Source organism: Phenylobacterium sp. VNQ135, from assembly GCF_049445735.1.
Classification (GTDB): domain Bacteria; phylum Pseudomonadota; class Alphaproteobacteria; order Caulobacterales; family Caulobacteraceae; genus Phenylobacterium.
The window spans coordinates 480,336-500,426 of record NZ_JBMSDS010000002.1 but is presented as its reverse complement, the minus strand read 5'-3'; the positions used below and the strand labels follow the sequence as shown (position 1 = coordinate 500,426).

General features: G+C 68.3%; 15 protein-coding genes. 8 read left to right on the top strand and 7 right to left on the bottom strand.

The window, feature by feature from the left end; translation table 11 throughout:
• Positions 1-178: 178 nt before the first annotated feature.
• The 4 genes from ACO2Q0_RS08275 (at position 179) to ACO2Q0_RS08260 (ending at position 5,458) form a co-directional block, all read left to right on the top strand.
• A complete protein-coding gene (locus tag ACO2Q0_RS08275) occupies positions 179-850 on the top strand; it encodes an RNA polymerase sigma factor (RefSeq protein ID WP_423351019.1) in 672 nt (223 codons plus the stop codon).
• Entirely contained in the window at positions 732-1,025 is a 294-nt protein-coding gene (locus ACO2Q0_RS08270; RefSeq protein ID WP_423351018.1) for a FecR/PupR family sigma factor regulator, read from the top strand. Before ACO2Q0_RS08275 ends, ACO2Q0_RS08270 begins: the two co-directional genes overlap by 119 nt.
• A 174-nt stretch (positions 1,026-1,199) precedes the next feature.
• Entirely contained in the window at positions 1,200-4,004 is a 2,805-nt protein-coding gene (locus ACO2Q0_RS08265; protein WP_423351017.1) for a M14 family metallopeptidase, read from the top strand.
• Positions 4,005-4,111: 107 nt separating this feature from the next.
• Positions 4,112-5,458, top strand: coding sequence for an OprO/OprP family phosphate-selective porin (locus tag ACO2Q0_RS08260; RefSeq protein WP_423351016.1), 1,347 nt, complete (start codon positions 4,112-4,114; stop codon positions 5,456-5,458).
• Between the two features lies 1 nt (position 5,459).
• On the opposite strand, the gene ACO2Q0_RS08255 is transcribed toward ACO2Q0_RS08260, so the two are convergent.
• A complete protein-coding gene (locus ACO2Q0_RS08255; RefSeq protein ID WP_423351015.1) occupies positions 5,460-6,692 on the bottom strand; it encodes a pyridoxal phosphate-dependent aminotransferase in 1,233 nt (410 codons plus the stop codon).
• A gap of 133 nt (positions 6,693-6,825) precedes the next feature.
• On the bottom strand, positions 6,826-9,621 hold the full coding sequence (locus tag ACO2Q0_RS08250; RefSeq protein WP_423351014.1) for a M14 family metallopeptidase: 2,796 nt from the start codon (positions 9,619-9,621) through the stop codon (positions 6,826-6,828).
• 238 nt (positions 9,622-9,859) lie between these two features.
• Between ACO2Q0_RS08250 and ACO2Q0_RS08245 the strand changes: the two genes are divergently transcribed.
• A complete protein-coding gene (locus tag ACO2Q0_RS08245) occupies positions 9,860-10,900 on the top strand; it encodes an MBL fold metallo-hydrolase (RefSeq protein ID WP_423351013.1) in 1,041 nt (346 codons plus the stop codon).
• Positions 10,901-10,902: 2 nt separating this feature from the next.
• Here ACO2Q0_RS08245 and ACO2Q0_RS08240 read toward each other — a convergent pair whose 3' ends face one another.
• The 5 genes from ACO2Q0_RS08240 to ACO2Q0_RS08220 all read right to left on the bottom strand — a co-directional run bounded on the left by ACO2Q0_RS08240 (position 10,903) and on the right by ACO2Q0_RS08220 (position 17,876).
• Positions 10,903-12,048 (bottom strand): glutathione S-transferase family protein, encoded by a 1,146-nt coding sequence (locus tag ACO2Q0_RS08240; protein ID WP_423351012.1) that lies wholly within the window; start codon positions 12,046-12,048, stop codon positions 10,903-10,905.
• 5 nt (positions 12,049-12,053) lie between these two features.
• Positions 12,054-13,622: a sulfatase-like hydrolase/transferase gene (locus ACO2Q0_RS08235; RefSeq protein ID WP_423351011.1), complete on the bottom strand. Its 1,569-nt coding sequence runs from the start codon at positions 13,620-13,622 to the stop codon at positions 12,054-12,056.
• A 101-nt stretch (positions 13,623-13,723) separates the two neighbouring features.
• Positions 13,724-14,731, bottom strand: coding sequence for a glutathione S-transferase N-terminal domain-containing protein (locus tag ACO2Q0_RS08230; protein ID WP_423351010.1), 1,008 nt, complete (start codon positions 14,729-14,731; stop codon positions 13,724-13,726).
• A 62-nt stretch (positions 14,732-14,793) separates the two neighbouring features.
• A complete protein-coding gene (locus ACO2Q0_RS08225; RefSeq protein ID WP_423351009.1) occupies positions 14,794-17,097 on the bottom strand; it encodes a TonB-dependent receptor in 2,304 nt (767 codons plus the stop codon).
• Between the two features lie 92 nt (positions 17,098-17,189).
• Positions 17,190-17,876 (bottom strand): TetR/AcrR family transcriptional regulator, encoded by a 687-nt coding sequence (locus ACO2Q0_RS08220; protein ID WP_423351008.1) that lies wholly within the window; start codon positions 17,874-17,876, stop codon positions 17,190-17,192.
• Between the two features lie 196 nt (positions 17,877-18,072).
• Between ACO2Q0_RS08220 and ACO2Q0_RS08215 the strand changes: the two genes are divergently transcribed.
• Genes ACO2Q0_RS08215 through ACO2Q0_RS08205 form a run of 3 tightly spaced genes read left to right on the top strand, consistent with a single transcriptional unit; the run spans position 18,073 to position 20,076 of the window.
• The gene (locus ACO2Q0_RS08215) at positions 18,073-18,399 is read left to right on the top strand and encodes a hypothetical protein (RefSeq protein WP_423351007.1); all 327 of its coding nucleotides are present in this window, start codon (positions 18,073-18,075) and stop codon (positions 18,397-18,399) included.
• A gap of 7 nt (positions 18,400-18,406) precedes the next feature.
• Positions 18,407-19,450: a formylglycine-generating enzyme family protein gene (locus ACO2Q0_RS08210; protein ID WP_423351006.1), complete on the top strand. Its 1,044-nt coding sequence runs from the start codon at positions 18,407-18,409 to the stop codon at positions 19,448-19,450.
• Positions 19,447-20,076: a glutathione S-transferase family protein gene (locus ACO2Q0_RS08205; RefSeq protein WP_423351005.1), complete on the top strand. Its 630-nt coding sequence runs from the start codon at positions 19,447-19,449 to the stop codon at positions 20,074-20,076. Before ACO2Q0_RS08210 ends, ACO2Q0_RS08205 begins: the two co-directional genes overlap by 4 nt.
• The last annotated feature ends 15 nt before the right edge of the window (positions 20,077-20,091 follow it).

The window sequence follows — 20,091 nt, the reverse complement described above, 5'->3', positions numbered from 1 at the left end:
AGGTCAGGTTCGCCGCGCCGCCGGTCTGGCGGCGCGATGATTAGGTTTGCTCAAGTAATAATGGGCGGTCTGGCAAGTTACAAAGCAAGGCGCCGCTGCTCATATCCGGGCATTTTCACGAAAATTATCCGAATAAGAAAGAATCGAGTCGGGAGATAAACGGACGTCTGTCAGCGTTATGTCGGCCGCTTATTTGAAAAGTGGGGGTGGGATGGCCATTTCGGGTGCAGACTACATGATGCGGACAGGGGCCGAGCGGACGGACGCGATCGCGTTCATGCCCGCGCTCAAGGCCTTCTTCCGGCACAAGGCCCACGGCGACGACGTGGAGGACCTGATACAGGAGGTCCTGATCCGGATGCACGGACGCCGCGTCGCCGAGATCGAGAACTATGAATGCTACGTCTTCCGGGTGGCCCGGAACGTGTTGCGCGACCGCTACCGCCGCGACCATGTCCGGCGCCGTTCGGACCACTGCGAACTCCAGGAACAGGACCATCCGCCCGACGACATGTCGCCAGAGCGCATCCTGTTCGGCCGCGAACAGCTGCAGAGCGCGCTCGAGGCGATGAGCGAACTGCCGGAGCGCAGCCGGCGCATCCTGGTGCTTCTGCGCTGGGAAGGAATGTCCTATAGCGAGGTCGCCGAGCTTCTCGACATCTCCGTCAGCGCCGTCCAGAAGCACGTCACCCGTTCCATGCGTCACCTGATGACCCGGCTCCTGGAGTCCCATGATCCGCACGTCGCGACCCACCCGGAGGACGAGCGAGGCGGCCGCCGCCGCCGCGTCCGAGTGGTTCGCCCGGCTGCAGTCGCCCCAAGCGACGCTCGACGACGCGCTTGCTGCTGAACGCTGGGCCGACGAGAGCCCCGAGAACCGCCGCGCGTGGGCGATGGTCCAGGCGCTCTGGGACAACCTGGGGACCGCAGGCTGTGACCCAAGCGTCCAGGCCATGCGAGCGGACCCGGATACGAAACCGCGTCCCGTAAGGCCCGACGATCCGCCGCGAGCAGCGCGGCGTTAGGCGCGGCGCACCTCGCAGCCCGAGGGCCCCGACCTGAGGATCTTGCCTCCTCCCGATGACTGTTGCGGCCGGCCCGGCGGAAAGGGCCGGTGCGGGTGGCGGACTGCGTCTCGACTGCGTCTACCCCGATGAGCGACGAGCGCCATGTGGGCGCCGCGGCCTCGGGGAACGGATATGCGCAAGAGACTTATGGGCGCCGCTTGCGGCTTCGTGCTGGCGCTCGCGGGCCCGCAGGCCGCGCCGGCGTCGGCGCAGGTCTCGCCGCCGAAGGCGGTGTTCGGCTTCGACATCGGCGACGACTACAGCCTGGCGAACTACACCCAGATCCAGACCTACTGGAAGCTGCTGGCCTCGCAGTCCGACCGGATGGTGCTCACCTCCATCGGCAAGACCGCCGAGGGCCGCGACCAGATGATGGCCATCGTCTCCTCGCCGGAGAACCTGAAGAACCTCGCCCGCTACAAGGACATCTCGCGCCGCCTCGCGAAGGCGGAGGGGCTCACCGACGCCGAGGCCAAGGCGCTGGCCGCCGAGGGCAAGGCGGTGGTCTGGATCGACGGCGGCCTGCATGCCACCGAGACCGTGGGCGCCCAGCAGGTGACCCAGACCCTCTACGAGATGGTGAGCGGCCAGGATCCGGAGACGCTGCGGTTCCTGAACGACGCCATCATCCTGTTCACGCCCGCGAATCCGGACGGCATGCAGCTGGTGTCCGACTGGTACATGCGGAACAAGGACGTGACGAAGCGGGAGTTCAATCACATCCCGCGGCTGTACCAGAAGTATGTCGGCCACGATAACAACCGCGACTTCTTCATGTCGAACCAGCCGGAAAACACCAATATCAACAAGGTGTTGTACCGGGAGTGGTTTCCGCAGATCGTCTATAACCACCACCAGACGGGCCCGGAGGGGATGATCGTTTTCATCCCGCCCTTCCGCGATCCCTATAACTACAACCTCGATCCCCTGGTGATTACCGGGCTCGATGGCGTGGGGGCGTTCATGAACGAGCGCCTGATCCGCGAGGGCAAGCCGGGTTCGGGACGCCGCAGCGTCGCCACCTACTCGAACTGGACCAACGCGACCCTCCGCTCGACGGCGCTGTTCCACAATTCCATCGGCATCCTCACGGAGATCAGCGGCCATCCGACGCCGATGCCGATCCCGCTGGTGCCGAAGAACCAGATCGCCCGCAACGACTTGCCGTTGCCGATGACCCCGCAGAAGACGTGGAAGTTCAAGCAGTCGATCGACTACTCGGTCTCGATGAACCGCGCGGTTCTCGACTACGCGACGCGCAATCGCGAGAACCTGCTCTACGGCGTCTACCGCATGGGCAGGAACGGGATCGAGAAGGGCGAGCAGGACAGCTGGACCGTCACACCCAAGAAGATCGCCGCATTGGAGGCCGCCGCAAAGGCAGGCCCGGCGTACGAGGGCCAGCCGCAGTACGGTCGCCGTTCCGACGCGGTGAACCCGGCGCTGTTCGACAAGTACCTGCGCGATCCGGCCCAACGCGATCCGCGGGGCTATGTGATCCCGGCTGACCAGACCGATCTGCCGACGGCGGTGGCGTTCGTGAACATGCTGATCAAGGGCGGCGTCGACGTGGGCCGGGCGACCCAGCCCTTCACGGTGGGCGGTACGCGCTATCCGGCCGGCTCGTTCGTCGTGAAGACCGGACAGGCCTATCGCGCGACCGTGCTCGACATGTTCGAGCCGCAGGACCATCCGAACGACTTCGCCTATCCGGGCGGCCCGCCTGTGCCGCCTTACGACGTGGCGGGCTACACCCCCGTCTATCAGATGGGCGTGAAGTTCGACCGCGTGCTGGACGGTTTCGATGCTCCCGTGGAGCCGCTGTCCGACGTGATCGCCGCGCCCGCCGGGAAGGTGATCGGCGGCGGTTCGGCGGGCTTCGTGATCAGCCACGAGATCAACAACGCCTTCATCATCCAGAACCGCCTGCTGAAGGCGGGCAAGCCGGTCTACTGGCTGACCGACGCCGCCACGGTCGAAGGCAAGAGCTTCGCGCCGGGGGCCCTCTGGGTTCCGGCCGGACCGGGCGTGCGCCCCCTCCTGGAGGCGGCCGCGAAGGACTCCGGCGTCGACGTCTATGCGACAGGCGCTGCGCCGGCCGGGCCTACGCTCAAGATCAAGCCTGTGAAGATCGGCCTAGTGGACACCTACGGCGGTGTCATGCCGTCGGGCTGGATCCGGTGGATCTTCGAACAGTTCGAGTTCCCTTACACCGTCGTCTACCCCAAGACGCTGGACGCCGGCGGCCTGAACCAGAAGTTCGACGTGCTGCTGTTCGCCGACGACGTGGTCCCGGAGAGCGGCGGCCGCATGCGGGCGCAGCCCAAGCCGGAGGAGATTCCAGCCGAGTTCCGGCCGTGGCTGGGGAACATCACCGCCGAGAAGACCGCCCCGCAGCTGGATCGTTTCGTCCGCGCCGGCGGCACGCTGATCGCCATCGGCAGCTCGACCTCGCTCGCCGAGCCGCTGAAGCTTCCGGTGACGAACGCGCTGGAGGAACCCGGCCCCGACGGCAAGCTGGTCCATGTGCCGCGCACGAAGTTCTTCGTCCCGGGCGCGATCATGGCCAACAAGGTCGACGGTTCGGACCCCCTCGCCTACGGCCTGCCGGCCGACGTGAAGGTCTACTACTACAACAGCCCCTCGTTCCGGGTTCAGCCGGGCGCGACCGGCGTGCGGTCGGTGGCCACCTTCCCGGGCAAGGACACCTTGCTGAGCGGCTGGGCCTGGGGCCAGGAGCGGCTGGACGGAACGAGTTCCATCGTCGAAGCTGAGCTGGGCCGCGGCAAGGTCTTCCTGATGGGGCCGGAGGTCACCCAGCGCGGCCAATCCCACGGAACCTACAAGTTCCTGTTCAACGGCCTGTTCTATGGCCCCGCGACCGTGGGCCGGAGCGTGGCGGCAAAGCCAGCGGGGCCCGTGTCCGCCGGCCGCTAGCCCGACCCTTCGGGGCGCCGGACCGGCAAGGGAGGCCGGCCGGCGCCTCACGATCTTCTTCAGAGTGAGTTGGCGCCATTCCGACCGCCCGCATTCCTGCCGCCTGTGTGATCAGTGCGCTCGCCGTCGCCACATCCGGTCCCGCGCACGCCGACGAGACCGGCGACCTGCCCGCCCTGGTCGAGGCCCAGTCCGCCGAGATCCGGCTGCTGAGGGCCCGCATCGAAGCCCTCGAGAACAGAGCAGCGCCTGTCCAGCCGGCGGCGCCCATCGTCCAGCTGCCGACGGCGGCAAGGTCCGGGAAGACACCGACGCCCGTGGCGGTGCGCTGGTCGCCCGGGCCGGAGTTCGTCAGCGCGGACGGCGCCTTCCGGTTCAAGCCGCGCGCGCGAATCTACATGGACGGGTCCTGGACCGACGGCTCCGAAGCGCCGGCCCGCAACATCTCCGGGTCGGAAGTCCGCGCGCTCTGGATGGGAGTCGAGGGCCAGGCCGGCAAGTTCAACTACGCCCTCACCGCCGATTTCGCGAACAATGAGACCAACATCCGCAGCGCCTATGTGGCCTGGCGGGATCGCACGCCCGTCGGCGACGTCGAGATCACGCTCGGCAACCGGCTGACGGAGCGCAGCCTCGAGGGCTCGAGCTCGTCGGAGGGGGCGCCCTTCATGGAGCGGAACGCCGTCGCGCTCGCCATCTCGCCGACGAGAGGCCTCTACGGATTTGGCCTGGCCGGGAAGGTCTACGGCGAAGGATGGCACGTGGCGGCGCAGGTCGCCGGCGACGACATCAACAACAATCCCGGGACCTCGCGCGACACCGTCAGCACGGCGGTCCGGGCTCACTGGAACCCCGTGCGCGGCGAAAGCGGCGTCATCCACCTGGGCGCCTGGGGGTTCCACGAATCCTTCTCCAGCAGCGTCACGCGGCTCACGCGGACGACGCCCTGGGCCGGGCACTTCAACGACAACCTGACGGTTCCGCTGGGCGGCGTCGACGATCCGTCGGAGTCGCTCGCCTGGGGCCTGGAGGCAGGCGGCGTGCGCGGCCCAGGCTGGGCCTTCGCCGAGTACGGCGAGAGGCGGATCGAAGGGGAGCCTGTTTCCGCCACCGTCAGCGCCTGGTCCATCTCGGCCGGCTGGAGCCTGACGGGCGACGCGCCGGGGTACTCGCCGCGGAGCGGGAGCTGGGTGCGGACCCGGCCGGACCATCCTCTGTCCGAAGGCGGGATCGGCGCCATCGAGATCGTCGGGCGGGCGCAACGCCTGGACAACACCGACGCCCCCGGCGGCGGCCTGGGGGAGGAGGTCGCCCTGGGCCTGAACTGGAAGCCGGAAGAATGGATGCGGCTCATGCTCGACGCCAGCCTCTGGCGAACCGAGGCGCAGGCCGGGGCCTATGCCGGCAAGGACCGCGGGCAGGCGGTCAACGGCCGCCTGCAACTCAGCTTCTAGGTCAGACGGGGGCGGGCGCGTCCAGCACGGCGGCGCAGGCCGCCGCGATCCGGGCGCAGGACTCGGTGAGCAGCTCGGTCCTGGCCGCGAAGGACAGGCGCAGATGCCCCGGCCCGCCGAACACCGAGCCGGGCACGGTGGCCACCCCGGCGCTATCGAGCAGGTAGGTCGAGACATCGACGTCGGAGTGGAGCACCTGGCCCTTCATGGTCCGGGCGCCGATCAGGCCGTCCACGCGCGGGAAGGCGTAGAAGGCGCCGTCCGGGAGCGGGCAGCTCATGCCGGGGATCTTGTCCAGCAGGGCGACCAGCAGATCGCGGCGGGCGCGGAAGGTCTCCCGCATGCGTTCCACTTCGGACTGGGGACCGGTGAGGGCCGCCAGCGCCGCGGCCTGGCTGATCGAGCAGGGCGCCGAGGTGGTCTGGCTCTGGATCGAGCTCATCGCCGCGATCAGCGGCGTGGGGCCTACGCCCCAGCCGATCCGCCAGCCGGTCATGGCGTAGGCCTTGGATGCGCCGTTCACCAGCAGGGCGCGATCCGCGAGGTCCGGATGCAGGCGCAGGAACGGACGAGGCGGCGCCTCGTAGACCAGGTCCTCGTAGATGTCGTCGCACAGCAGCCAGACATGCGGGTTGCGGCGGAGGACGTCGGCCACCGCGGCGAGCTCGGCCTCGGTCGCGCCCGCGCCGGTGGGGTTGTTGGGCGTGTTCAGGATCAGCCACCGTGTGCGAGGCGTAATCGCGGCCTCGATGGACGCCGCGTCGAGCCGCCAGCCGAACGCGGGGTCGTAGCGGCCCGGCGCCGTGACGGGGACGCCGCCCTTCAGCCGCACCATGTCGGCGTAGGAGGTCCAGTAGGGCGCGGGGAGCAACACCTCCTCCTCCGGCTCCAGCAGCGCTTCGAGCGCGTGGCTGATCACCTGCTTGGCGCCGGAGCAGGCGATGGTCGCGCTGTCCGCCGTGAATACGCCCCGATCGGCCATGCGTCTGGCGATGGCGCTCAGCAGCCGGGGGTCGCCGTTCAGGGCGGTGTACTTGGTCTCGCCGCGATCGATCGCCGACTTGGCGGCGGCCTTGATGTCGCCGGGCGTGTCGAAATCGGGTTCGCCGACGGTCAGGTCGATGATGTCGCGGCCTTCGGCCACGAGGTCGCGGGCGCGCTGCGACAGCGCCAGGATCGGCGAGACCTTCACGCGGGACAGGCGGGCGGCGGTTCTCAGGCTGGAGGGACTCACGCGGAACTCCACTGTTCGGCTGTATCGGTGACGGCGCCCGGCGCGGCCGAAGCAGAAGGGCGGGCCGTGACCCCGCCGGCCCTTGAGGGGTTGGGCCGGACCGGCGGGGCGGCGGGATGGCGCGTTGCGGGGCTCAGCGCCCTGCCGCGGCCGGCCCGTAGTAGAGGCTGTTGAAAAGGAACGCGTAGGTGCCCTGGGACTGGCCCAGCTGGGTCACCTCGGGTCCCATGAGGAACACCTTCCCGCGGCCGAGATCGGTTTCGAGGATCGATGCGGCGCCGTTCAGGTGCTGAGCGCCCCAGGCCCAGCCGCTGCGAAGCGGATCGGGGCGATCGAACCAGGCGATGGGCGTGGCGCCCGCCTCGGCCTTAAAGGCCGGGCTGTTGTAGTAGTAGACGTTCACTTCCGGCGGCAGGCCGAACGCCAACGGCCGGGTGTTGTCGACCTTGTTCACCAGCACCGAGCCCGGCACGTAGAATTTCGAGGCGGGCAGGTGCTTGGTCTGGCCGTTCTCCACCGTGACCAACGCGTCCTTCACCGGCAGTCCCAGATCCTCGGCGAGCTGCGTCGCGCTTCCGATGGCGACGATCGTCCCGCCGGCCTTGGCGAAGGCGGCGAGCTGCGGCGCGGTCTTCTCCTTCGTGACGTGGCCCAGCTTGGCGCGCCATTCGGCCGGGATGTCGCCAGGAGCCGGCTGGCCTCGCCGCGGACGCTCCGGGCTGGGCGGCTCCAGGACGGTCTCATCGGCGAAGACCAGGACGTCGTACTTGGCCTTGAGGTTGCCCGCGTCCAGCTGCTGCGGAAACACCACTTCGAACGGGAACTCGTAGCTTTCGAACAGCCAGCGGTTCCACCCGGAGGCCATTACGCCGCCGTAGAGGTCCACCAGGCCGATACGGATCGGCTTCATGGGCAGCGACGCCGACGCAGGCTTGGCGTCCACGGCGTAGATGTCGACGCCCGTCTGTTGGGCGGCGGTCTCCAGGATGGCCCGCACGCCCGGGCCCTCGGGAACCCAGAGGGCGCCCGGCGCGAACGCCTTGCCGCCGACATCGACCCCCGCGGTCAGCCACTCGACGGTCTTGTGGGCCTTCAGAAGCCGGTTCTGAACGATGAAGGCGTTGTTGATCTCATGGCTGATCACATAGCCGGCCTTGCCCGAGCCCACGATCCTGCCTGAGGGCGGCGCCATGACGTCGGCCACCACTTCGGTGGGTGCGTCGAAGCCGTCGAGGATTCGGTCGAACTGCACGCCCATCTGATAGGCGAGCGTGTAGCCCGTGACGTTGTGTGGCCGGATCGGCGGCGCGCCCGGATAGGGGATGTTGTCCGGATGGAACTGCGCCTCGAACATGTCCATGACCTGGGCGCGGTAGGCCTGGGCGGTCTTCACGATGAAGGAGCCGGCCGGGTAGCTCTTGCCGCCGACACTGAACGGCTGCGTCGCGCGCTCCACCTTCAGCCCGCTCTTGATCAGCGAGTTCATGAACACGACGACCCGAGGATAGTCCGCCTGGTCGGCGCTCAGGATGTAGCCGCGCGGGTCACGCTGGTCGGGCGCCTTGATGACCTTGTCGTAGAGGCTCGGGTCCACGGCGTCCGGCGCGTAGCCCATGCCCCAGCGCGGGACGTCCTGCTTGTAGGTCCCGCCTTTGGCGGCGGCTTCCAGAGCCGCGATGCGGCGCGGATTGACCGTCCAGTGGTCTGACGAGCCGCGATCGATGTTGTCCTTGCCCATCCGATAGATCGAATAGAGCAGGTGCTCGCGGTTGCTGGAGGCGTAGTCCAGCATCCCGCGGTTCAGAGCGACCGAATAGTCGATGCCGTCCTGGAACTTGAAGACCCGCGGCGCGATGGGGGTCAGGTTGTCGTTGGTCGGCAGCTGCTGGCGGGGCACCAGCTCCAGCTGGGCCGGCGTCGGTGAACCGATGATCTCGGTGATCACGCCGATGGAATTGTGGAAGAGGGCATTGGCGCGCAGGGTCGTACCGGCCCAGTTCGTGTAGGCGGCGTACTCACGCCGCACGCCGCCCGGTTTGCCCTCGGCGATCAGCCGGTCCAGCATGCGGGCGCCCACCTGGTCGAGGCCGGTGAGCACCAGCGGGTTGAGGGCGTAGTTGTACGGATTCCGGTGCGGCGGGATGAATACCACGGTGCCGGGCGGACCGGATTGGTGGTGATTGTAGACGATCTGCGGGAACCACTCCCGGTACAGGATCCGGTTGATGTTCACCGTCTCCTTCATGTTCGACATGAAGAAGTCGCGGTTGTTGTCGTGGCCGACGTACCAGTTGTAGAGGCGCGGCAGGCTGTCGAACTCCCGCTTGGCCGGCTCCTTGTTGCGCATGTACCAGTCCGAGACGAGGTCGTTGCCGTCCGGGTTGGCGTGGGCGAACAGGATGATGCAGTTGTCGAGGATCCGCAGGGTTTCGGGATCCTTCCCGCTCAGCATCTCGTAGAGAGTCTGGGTGAGCTGCTGGGTGCTTACCGTCTCGGTCGAGTGCAAGCCGCCGTCGATCCAGACCACCGCCTTGCCCTCGCGGGCCAGCTGGCGGGCCTCGGCGTCGCTCAGGCCCTCGGCCTGGCTGAGCCGCTTCGCGATCTGGCGGTATTTCTCGACGTTCCTCAGGTTCTCGGGGCTTGAGACGACAGCCATCAGCTGGTCGCGGCCTTCGCTGGTCTTGCCGATCGTCGTCAGCTTCATGCGGTCGGACTCGCCGGCCAGCCTCGTCCAGTAAGCGGCCATCTGCTTGTAGTTGGCGAGTTGGTAGTCGTCCCCGATGCCGAAGCCGTAGGCCTGGCGCGGGGTGGTGATGGGCAGGCGGGCCGGCGTCGTCGCGGACGCCGGAGCCGCGACGGCCGAGCCCGCCGGGCCGTGCAGGGCAAGAGCCAGGGCCAGCGCACTGGCCGCGAGCATTTTGTGACGCATGAAACGAACCCCCGGGATCAACCGCTGGGGCTCACAGGCGCCCCAAGAGGTAGACGCAGCCGACGGGGAATCGCCACGCGCTGCGGCGCGATCTTTCGGCCACGCTTGCAATCGGCAGGCAGCGGAAGGTCCCCAGAGTGCGCATGGGCCTGGGGAACGGAACGCTTCTTTCAGCTGGCGCTGGGTCAAGCTGCGCCATAAGAATGTGATTCCCGATTCCGGTTTGGAAGGATGTCGCATGAACGTGCTACGAGCTCTCTTCCCGCTGGCCGCCGCCCTAGCCCTGACCGTCGTCGCCCCCGCAGCCCTCGGCCAACCGGCGCCCCAGCCGGCGACCCAGCCGCCCTCGGCGCCGGAGGGTCTGCGGGTGGTGTTCTGCGGCACGTCGGGACCGCTGCCCGTGATCGGCCGCGCCAAGCCCTGCACGGCGATCCAGGCTGGCGGCGCCCTCTACATCGTCGACATCGGCGCGGAGGCGACTGAGAACCTGATGCTGTGGCGCCTGCCGCTGGGCACCACGCGCGCGGTGTTCCTCACCCACCTGCATTCGGACCACATCGGCGAGGTCGGGGAGTTCAACCTGCAGAGCTGGGTCGCGGGCCGGAGCGCGCCCTTGCCGCTCGTCGGCCCGCGCGGCGTGGAGAAGGTCGCCCGCGGCTTCAATGAGGCCTACGAACTCGACCACACCTATCGCAAGGCCCACCACGAACACGGCCCCTACAAGTTCTCGCTGTCCGCCGCGAAACTCGAGGCCAAGGCCGTCGCGGCCGACGGCAAGCCCGCGGTCGCTTGGCGCGACGGCGACCTCACCGTCACCGCCATTCCGGTGGCCCACGAACCCGTCACCCCGGCCTTCGCCTACCGCTTCGACTACAAGGGCCGTTCGGTCGTCATCAGCGGCGACACCCGCAAGTGGCAGCCCCTGGCCGAGGCCGCGAAGGGCGCCGACCTCCTTATCCATGAAGGCCAGAGCCCCGACATGATGCGTCAGCTGGCGGGCGGCCTGGGCGTCATGGGCAACCCGCGCATGGCGTCGCTGATCACCGACACCCTGACCTATCACACCTCGCCCGCCGAGGCCGCCGAGATCGCCCGCAGCGCCGGCGTGAAGGCCCTCATCATCAGCCACATCACCCAGGCCGGCCTGCCGTTCTTCACGCCGGACGCGTTCGCCAAAGGCGTCGCTGAAGGCGGGCCGCTGGACTGGCGACTGGCCAAGGACGGGATGGTCGTCGATCTGCCCGCCGACAGCGCGGAGATGCGCTTCTCGAGCTACTGAACTCAGCCGACGAGCAGGCGCCCGCCGTCGCGACGCAGCGGACGCTCCAGCGTCAGGTTCAACAGCTGTCCGGCGCCGATCGCGGCGGCGAACGCCTCACAGGCGGCGCGCGCCGGCCCGGTCTGGGCGGCGAAGAAGTCGAGCGGACGCTGGAACATCCACAGCGTGTGAAGCCGCGGCGATATCGTGAAGACGGTGTCGCGAATCCGCACCGGCCGGGGGTCCAGGACCGGCTGGGCGGCGGCCGACTCCGAGATCTGGGTTCCGGGGCGACGCATCGGATCGGCCTGCAGCCACTCGGCCCATGAGTCGGCGATCGCGGCGACCTCCGCGCCATGGGTCTCGACGAAGAACCTCAGCACCGGCAGCAGGGTCTCGGGCGGCCGGTCGTCCGGCGGATAGTCTGGCGAGAGCCCTTCGAACTCCGGCATGGCGAGCTCGGGGACGTTCATCTGCTCGATCCAGCGCGCCGTGGCGGGGCCGTGACGGCGCAGCACCATGGCCGGGTAGGGATCGCGCGAAAGGTGGGCGAACATCGGCGCCATCAGGCCGAAGTCCCCGCGGCTCGGCCGGCCGCCGAGCAGGTAGGGATGGGCGCCGAAGTGCGCGTCGAGCAACCCGAGCAGCGCCTCGAACTCGGCCTCGACCACCGGGATGGTCTGCTCGGTGATCCCGAGGCCCGGCAGCTTGCCGGACATGCGCTCGGCCACCATTCCGCCGGCCGCCTCAATCTCGGCCTGGGTTCCGCGCGGTTTCAGCGCCCGGCCGAAGTCGTGCAGGATGTAATCGCGGTTCTCCTCGAGGAAGCTCCAGCGATAGTGCATCGCAGGCCGCGTCAGCCCCTCCTGGCCGAACACCTCCAGCATCATGGCGGCAAGCCGCAGGACCGGCGTCTGCGGTGTCATCGGGGGGTCCGGATGACGGTCTTCGAGGTAGTCGAGGATCAGCGTCGAATCCTGAACGACCGTGCCGTCGGGCGCGACCAGCACCGGGATATGATGCGTCCCGGCCTTGCCGCGCACGTCGCTGCGGTACTCCGGCGCGGCGGGGAGCCGTTCGACGAACGGCAGCCCTTTCTTGCGCAGGTACGAGCGGACCTTACCCGTGTAGTACGACGACCACACGCCGTAGAGGATGTACGGCCGCATCGGGGCTAGTTCAGCCACTCGACGTATTCGACGTCGTCCGAGGCGTCTGGAGAGTGTCCGTCCACGTTGATCCGGGTCCGGGCTGTCGCCGCCCAGGCGGGGGGCAGGTACTTCTTCTCCTGCACCGCATAGACGGCCTGCAGCTCGCGCACCTTCTCGGGCTTGCGGGCGGCGAGGTTGAAGCGCTCGGTGGGATCGGTGTCGAGATCGAACAGCCACACGGCCTTGGGGTCGTCGAGCCACTGCAGCTTCCAGCGACCCTGGCGGATCATCTTGTAGTCGCCCTTGCGCCAGTAGAGCGTCCGCTCCCTGAGGGTCGAAGGATCGGCCTTGCCGCTCAGCGCGGGCAGCAGATCCATCCCGTCGAATTCCCTGTCCTTCGGCATCTGGCCGCCGGCCGCGCGAACGAGAGTCGGGAACAGATCGAGGCTGCTCGCCACACCTGGCACGAAGCTTCCGGCCGCCACCTTTTCGGGCCAGCGGACGAAGAACGGCACGTGCACGCCGCCCTCGAAATAGGTCGTCTTCCAACCCCGGTAGGGCAGGTTCTCCTCGGGGATGTGATGGTACGACGCGCCGCCGTTGTCGCTGAGGAAGACGACGATGGTGTTGCGATCCAGGCCCTCGGCCTTCAGCTTGCCCAGAACCTGGCCCACGGCCTCGTCCATCGCCTGGATCATGGCGTAGTAGACGCGGGTCTTCTCGTCCTTGATGTGGCCCATGCGGTCATAGATCGCCTTAGGCGCCTGGATCGGATTGTGGGGCGCGTTGAACGCCAGGTAGAGGAAGAAGGGCTGCGCCTTGTTCCGCTCGATGAAGCCCACCGCCTCGTCCGCCAGTTCGTAGCTCATGTACTTCTTGGCGGGGACCCGCTTGCCGTCCCGCCACACGTCGGTGGTGAGGTTGGCGTAGAGATAGCCGTCGATCCCGCTCCACGGCAGCTTGGCCGTGACGACGTTCGGATCGTCCACCTTGCCGTACAGCGCCGCCCCGCCGGGGAAGCCCACGAACTCGTCGAAGCCGCGGTTGGTCGGCAACAGGTTGGGCGCCATGCCCAGGTGCCACTTGCCGACGATACCGGTCCGATAGCCCTGCGCCTTCAGGACCTGGGCGAGGGTGATCTCGCTCATCGGCAGACCATTCTTCTCCGGCGGCACCGGATTGGGCGCCGCGTTGACGATCTTGGCCGGGTAGCGCTCCTGGGCGTAGGTGCCGTCGCGGGCGGTGACAAAGCCCGGCAGGTTGGGCAGCCATTCGAAGCCGTAGCGCGAGAAGTTGCGGCCGGTCATCAGCGCCGCGCGCGATGTCGAGCATACCGCATCGCCGGTGTAGCCCGTCTCGAAACGAGCCCCGTCCCGGGCGATGGAGTCGATGTTCGGCGTCCTGACCAGCGGATTGCCGTGCAGCGAGATGTCGTTGTAGCCGAGGTCGTCGGCCAGGATGATGACCACGTTCGGACGCGGCGAGGCCGCCGCCTCCGCGCGCCCGAGGCCAGCGATGGGGGCCGTCGAGACTCCCATCAGGCCCACCGTCACGGCCAGCGCCGCAGCCGTCGCAATCCTGCGAATTTTCATGCCCCGCTCCTCACTCCCGAATGTGTCTTTGTCGGCTGTTTCACCCCGGCGGCTGGCGCTGAAGGTCAACCGCGCTCGTACGCCCTGCGTCGACCGTGCGCTCACGCTTCGTCCCCCGCAAGGAACGGCAGGCAGCCGGTCCGGTCCAGCAGCGGACCGAGGCTCCCCTGCGTCTCGGACGGCAGCGCCGCCCACGCCTGGCGCAGCGCCTCCAGGCACTTCGCCTGATACTTGAAGCTGCCCTGCGACCAGCGGCCGCCGGGCAGATCGAGGGCAAAGTCAGGCTCGCCCGCCGCCACCGCGCGGGCGTTCGCGGCCAGGAACGGCAGGTAGATGTCTCCCGCGAAGGCCAGCAGATCGTCGACGACGGCCGCCGGCGTCCCAGGCCGCCATTCGCCCTCGACGCCGGACGCGTCGTCCATCTGCATCAGCCAGCGCACCGTGAACGGCGCGATCTCGCGCATTAGGTCGTTGGGCGTCGGATCGACGATCAGCTGCGAGAGCTGTCCGTACCAGGCGAACTCGGCGAGCGAGGGACACGTCCCGAAGAAGTAGGGCTCGGTCAGCACATGCCGCTCGAGGATGGCCGCCAGACGCCGAAGGGTGTGCTCGATCACCGGTGCGTTCTCGGGGGTGCATCCGACGATCGCCATCCGTCCCACCTGCCGCTCGCGGAAGGCGGCGGCGAACTGGCGGATGCGGGCCTCGCCGCCGCGGAAGCGGTCATAGGCGAGCCATTCGCTCATCTGCTTCTGATCCCGCTCGGCGAACCAGCGGTAGTGGAACATGAACTTGGTGCCCCACTCGTCCGCCATGTCCTCCAGCAGGAAGGACAGGAAGGCGTCGCCGGCATCGGCCGGCACGACCGGGCGCTCGGCATGCCGGCGCTCCAGGTCGTAGATCATTGGCGTGGAGTCGTTGTGGTAGCCGCCGTCCGGGTACTGGATCACCGGAATGACCGGCGCCTTCACCCGCGTCCGTTCGAAGTCATTGTCCGGATCGAGCTGGATCCAGACGTGCGGGAGGCGGCGATAGCGCATCACCGCGCGCATCTTGAGGGAATAGGGCGAGCCGAGGGCTCCCAGGATTCGGTAGGGCGTGGCGGTCAAGGCGCGGCGCTCCGGGAAGAGACGGCCGCCCCGGCTGAGCGGAGCGGCCGAGTTGGGGACATTCAGAACCGGAAGGTGAGATCCGCGCCCCAGGTGCGCGGCGCGCTGTACCAGCCCAGGAAGCCACGTGCCGCCGCCGTGCCGCCGCCGCTGGTGTAGGCGGTGATCGGCTGGGTGACGACGACCGAGTAGTAGGACTCGTCGGTCAGGTTCTTGACCCAGGCCGAGGCGCTCCACCGGCCGTCCGGCTCGCCCAGCGTCGCCCGCAGATTCACCAGGGTCACCGCCTTCTGCAGGCTGGCCGCATCGAGGGTCGGATTGAGGTACTGCGCGCCGGTATAGTTGACCTCGCCGCGCACGCTCAGCTCCAGATCACCGAACACCGGCTGGTCGTACTGGGCCGACACCGCCCCCTTCCACTTCGGCGAGCCCGCCGGGCGAAGGCCATCGTAGTTGCAGGTGTTCGGCCGCGTGCCGTTCGGCGTCTGGCCGACGGCGCAGGGTCCCGCGGAGCGGTCCGTGAACTCGGCGTCGGTGTAGGCGAAGCCGCCGTCGATCGACAGGCGCGTCGACGGCCGGGCGCGGAAGTCGACTTCCAGACCCCGCACCTCCCGCTCGCCGGCGTTGCCGACGATGAAGCCGACGCCGGTGACAGGGTTGAGCACCGACTCCTGGAAGTCTTCCAGCGTCATCTGGAAGACGGTTGCGTTGAGGACCAGACGCCGCCCGAGCAGTTCCGACTTCACGCCCGCTTCATAGGTCGTGCTGTTCTCGGGCCCGAAGGCGAAGGGATCTCCGACCGCCAGGCGGCGGGAGTTGAAGCCGCCGGACTTGAAGCCCGTCGCCGCGGTGGCGAACACCATGACAGCGTCCGTGAGATCGTACTTCGTGTTGGCCGACCAGGTCAGCTTGTCTTCCTTGCGGGAGACGTCCCCGATCAGGTTGTTGCGCGACGTCGAGAGGAAGGCGGCGCTGACGCCTGGCAGGTTGTAGTGATTGATGAAGGCGTCCTTCTTGTCGCTCGACTGGCGCAGGCCCCCGGTCAGGCTCCAGCGATCGGTGACGTTGAAGGTCGCGGTGCCGAAGGCCGCCCAGCTGCGGGTCTCCTGGGAGAAGTCCGAGATGTTGCCGTCTCCCGCCTTCACGCGGCACGGCGTGACGCCTGCGCAGGCGGTCGCCGGGAACACCCGGTTGGCGCCGAGCCCGAGGACGCTGATCTGTTGGAACATCAGGTCCTGGGCATAGCCGAACAGGCCGAGCATGTAGGTGAAGCGCCTGTCCGAGGGAGACGCGATCCTCAGCTCCTGGCTCCAGACATCGTTCTCCTGGCGTTGCGGGCTGCGGTAGATGTCGGCCGGCAGCGCATCCGACGAGATGCTGACCTTGTTGGTCCAGTGGCCGTAGGCCGTGATCGAGGTGAGCGTATGCCCGCTCGGCAGCGTCTTCTCGATCTGCAGCGAGGCATCCTGCTGCTGGACGAAGTCGTCCCCGGTGTCGTCAGCATCCACGACATGGTCATGGTCGTCGTAGTTGCGGAAAGGGTAACCGGTGGCCGCAAGCGCCGTCAGGAAGCCGGGTGTGGCGATGCCCAGCGGGCCGGTGGGATCGATCTGCTCGCCGACGCAGCACTCCTGGCTGAACTCGTTGTACGAGCCGATCAGGTTGATGGTGAGCGTGTCGTTCGGCTCCCAGAGCAGCCGGGCGCGGGCGCCCCCGCCCGCGAAGTCGTTGACCCGTTCGCCGGTGCGCAGGTTGCGGTCGTATCCGCCGCGCTTGCGCCCCCAGAACGACAGGCGTCCCGCGAGCGTGTCGGTGAGCGGGCCGGTGACGTAGCCGCTGCCGTAGATCATCGACGGCCCACCCACGCCCCAGCGGATCTTCGCCTCCGGGTTCCGCCGCGGCGCCTGGGTGGTGATGTTGAGCGCGCCCACCGGCGTGTTGCGGCCATAGAGCGTGCCCTGCGGACCGCGCAGCACTTCCACCGAGGCGATGTCCAGCAGCTCGCCCTGAACCATCCCGCCCGAAGGCTGGTACACCCCATCGAGGAACACGCCGACGCTCGGCTCGACGCCAGGGTTCGACCCCGACGACCCGATGCCCCGGATCGCCACGGAGGTGTTCCGCAGGTTGTTCGAGGCGTCGATGTTGAGGTTCGGAACGCGCGTCGCCAGGTCCTGCAAGTTCTGCACGCCCGCCCGCTCGATCATGTCCGCGCCGTAGGCCGACACCGACAGCGGGACATCCTGGATGTTCTCGGCCCGCTTCTGGGCGGTGACGACCACCTCCTCGACGACGGGGTTGTCCTGGGCATAGGCCGGCCAGGCCATCGCGGCCAGCGCCGCCCCTCCCAGCCACATGGCCCTCATGGACGCGTGAGTCCGCAAGTCGCGATTGCGACGCATTAGTACCCTCCCTCTATGATGGGCCCCTTGCTGACGGGACCTCTGGGTAGATCGTGTCAGGCCTGGCCGGCGCCGCTTCCTGCCCCGTCTCCGGGGCGGGCTGTCAGGTGGGCCAGGCAGAGCTCGGCGAGCTCGCGATGGAACTTCGGATCCCCGGGGCCGTACGGACCGGGTTCGTGGATGATGGTCGATATGATCAGGCCGTGGACCATGCGGATGACCATGTGAGCCGAGGTGATGGTGTCGTCCGTGGTCTCGACACCCCGCTGGTTCAGCACGGCCACCATTCGCTCAGCCTGATAGAGTTCCAGGCTGCGCATGGGGGTCCAGACGTCGTGCCCGCGCAGGCTCATCTCGAAGAGCGCCCGATAGTAGCCCTCGATGCCCTGCATCGTCCGGGCGGTGTTGCGCATCAGGCGGACCATGTTTTCGAGAAGCGGCTCGGTCAGCCAGCGCGGGTCGTCGAACACGGCCTCCAGGTTGCGCTGTGCGTGCGCGGCCATGTCTTCCTGAAGCGCGAAGAACAGGGCCTCCTTGTCCTTGAACCGGCGATAGAAGCTGCCGACCGAGCAGTCCGCCTGGGCGACGATGTCGGAGACATGGGCCTGCCAGAACCCCTTGGCGGCGAACACGCGCTCGCCGGCCTTCAGCAGGCGATCACGCTGCGCGCGACTACGGCTCTGGTGAACCGGCCGGACCCAGCCCGCCTCGACGTCTTTCCGTCGCTCGTCCTGCTCAGCCATCTCTACCAGGAACCTCTCCAGCGTACGCGAACACGCCGTACCGGGTGGGACGCCCTGGCGCCATAGGTGGATCGCCCGCAAGCCTTCCATCCGCACAACCTCCCCGCCGGTTGACAAGCACCGCAGCGCCAGGAAATGTGAACCGAAATTACGGTTCCTGACAAGCAGAAAAGTCCGGGGCGTTCGGGAGGCGAGTTTGACCGATCAAGTGCGCGCGGCGCCGGGCGTCGCCACCGGCGTCTCGCCATACGCATGGTACGTCCTGGGTATCCTTGTCATGGTGTCCCTGGCCCCCGCACACATGCGGGCGACCGCGGCGGCCCTTCTGCTGTTCCTGATGAACATCGTCGGGCTGGGGCTCGGGCCGCAGGCGGTCGGCGTGGCGAGCGACCTTCTCAAGCCTCCCTTCGGCGCGGATTCGCTGCGCTGGGCGCTGTGCTTCGTCGTGCTCGCCAAAGCCTGGGCGGCCCTGCACTACTGGCGGGCGGGGAAGACCCTTCGCGCCGAACTGTCCGGGAGCTGAAGCCGCCGTGTCGACACGTCCACCGATCCGCGCCGTCGTCGCCGCGCTGGTCTCCGCCTGCGGTCTCTACGCCTGCGCCAAGCCACCCGGCGAGGCGCCGCCTGCCGCCTGCCCCGCCGCGCCGGCAGGCGAGGTGGCCCTGCCCGGGGGACGGTTCGTCATGGGCGCCGATCCGCTGCGCCCGGAGGAAGGTCCCCCGCGCGAGGTGACGGTTGGACCGTTCTCCATCGACCGGACCGAAGTCACCAACGCCCAGTTCGCCGCCTTCGTCGAAGCCACGGGCTATGTGACGCTGGCCGAGCGGCGGCCCGACCCGAAGTTCTATCCCGGCGTTGATCCCTCGCGGCTGAAGCCCTCCTCGATCGTTTTCGTCGGCGATGTGGCCGACCCCTCGCGTTCGGACCCTTCGCGCTGGTGGCGCGTGGTCGAAGGCGCCGATTGGCGCCATCCCCTTGGTCCCGGCAGTTCGATCGCCGGCCGCGAGCAGCTCCCCGTCGTGCACGTCGGCTTCGAGGACGCCCTGGCCTACGCCCGCTGGCGCGGCCGCGATCTGCCGACGGAGGCCGAATGGGAGTATGCGGCCCGCGGCGGTCTGACCGAGGCGCGCTACCCCTGGGGCGATGAGCCGTCCACCGCGGCTGCGCCCCGCGCCAACCATTGGCAGGGGCCCTTCCCGGCCCTGGATTCCGGAGCGGACGGCTACAAGATGACGCCGGCGCCCGTGGGATGCTTCGCCCCCAACGGACACGGCCTCTACGACATGGCGGGCAACGTCTGGGAATGGACACGCGACTGGTACCGGCCGGGCCTCGTCGCCGAGGGGGCAGACCCCTCAGGCCCCGACCAGGCCCAGGCGTTCGATCCCGCCGAGCCGCAGACGCCCAAACACGTCATCAAGGGCGGCTCCTACCTGTGCGCGGATGACTACTGCTTCCGCTACCGCCCTGGCGCCAGACAGCCTGGTCCGCCCGACACCGGCGCCTCGCATCTGGGCTTCCGGACCGTGAAGCGCGCCACCCACGCCCCCGACGCCATGAGGAGACCCGCTTGAAACTCTACGACACCCCGATGGCGCCGAATCCGCGCCGCGTGCGCTGGTTCATGGCGGAGAAGGGCATCGACGACGTCGAGATCGTCACCCTCGACCTGATGAAGGGCGAGCACCGCGACCCCGCCTACCTGGACCGCGCCGGCCTGCCAAACGTCCCGGCCCTCGAACTCGACAACGGCGTTGTGGTCACTGAGTCCGTCGCCATCTGCCGCTATCTCGAGAGCCGCTATCCCGAACCCAACCTGTTCGGACAGACGCCCGAAGAGGCCGCGGTCGTCGAGATGTGGATGCGCCGGGGCGAACTCCTCGTGTCGCTGCCGCTGATGACCATGGTGCGGCACAGCCTTCCGGCCCTCGCCGCTCTTGAGACCCAGAAGCCGGAACTCGCCGAGGCCAACCGGGCCGGCGGCCTGCGCGGGCTGAAGGTGCTGAACCGCCGGCTTGCCGGATCGGAGTGGCTGGCCGGCGAGCGCTTCACGATCGCCGACATCGTGCCCTACTGCGGCCTCGACTTCAGCCGCCTGGTGAAGTTCGAGATTCCGGAGGAGTTGCCCGATCTTCGCCGTTGGGCCGCCGCCATGGCGGCGCGGCCCGCCGCGACCGCCGGCCGACCGGTCCGGACCTAGCCCTTCTTCCTGAAC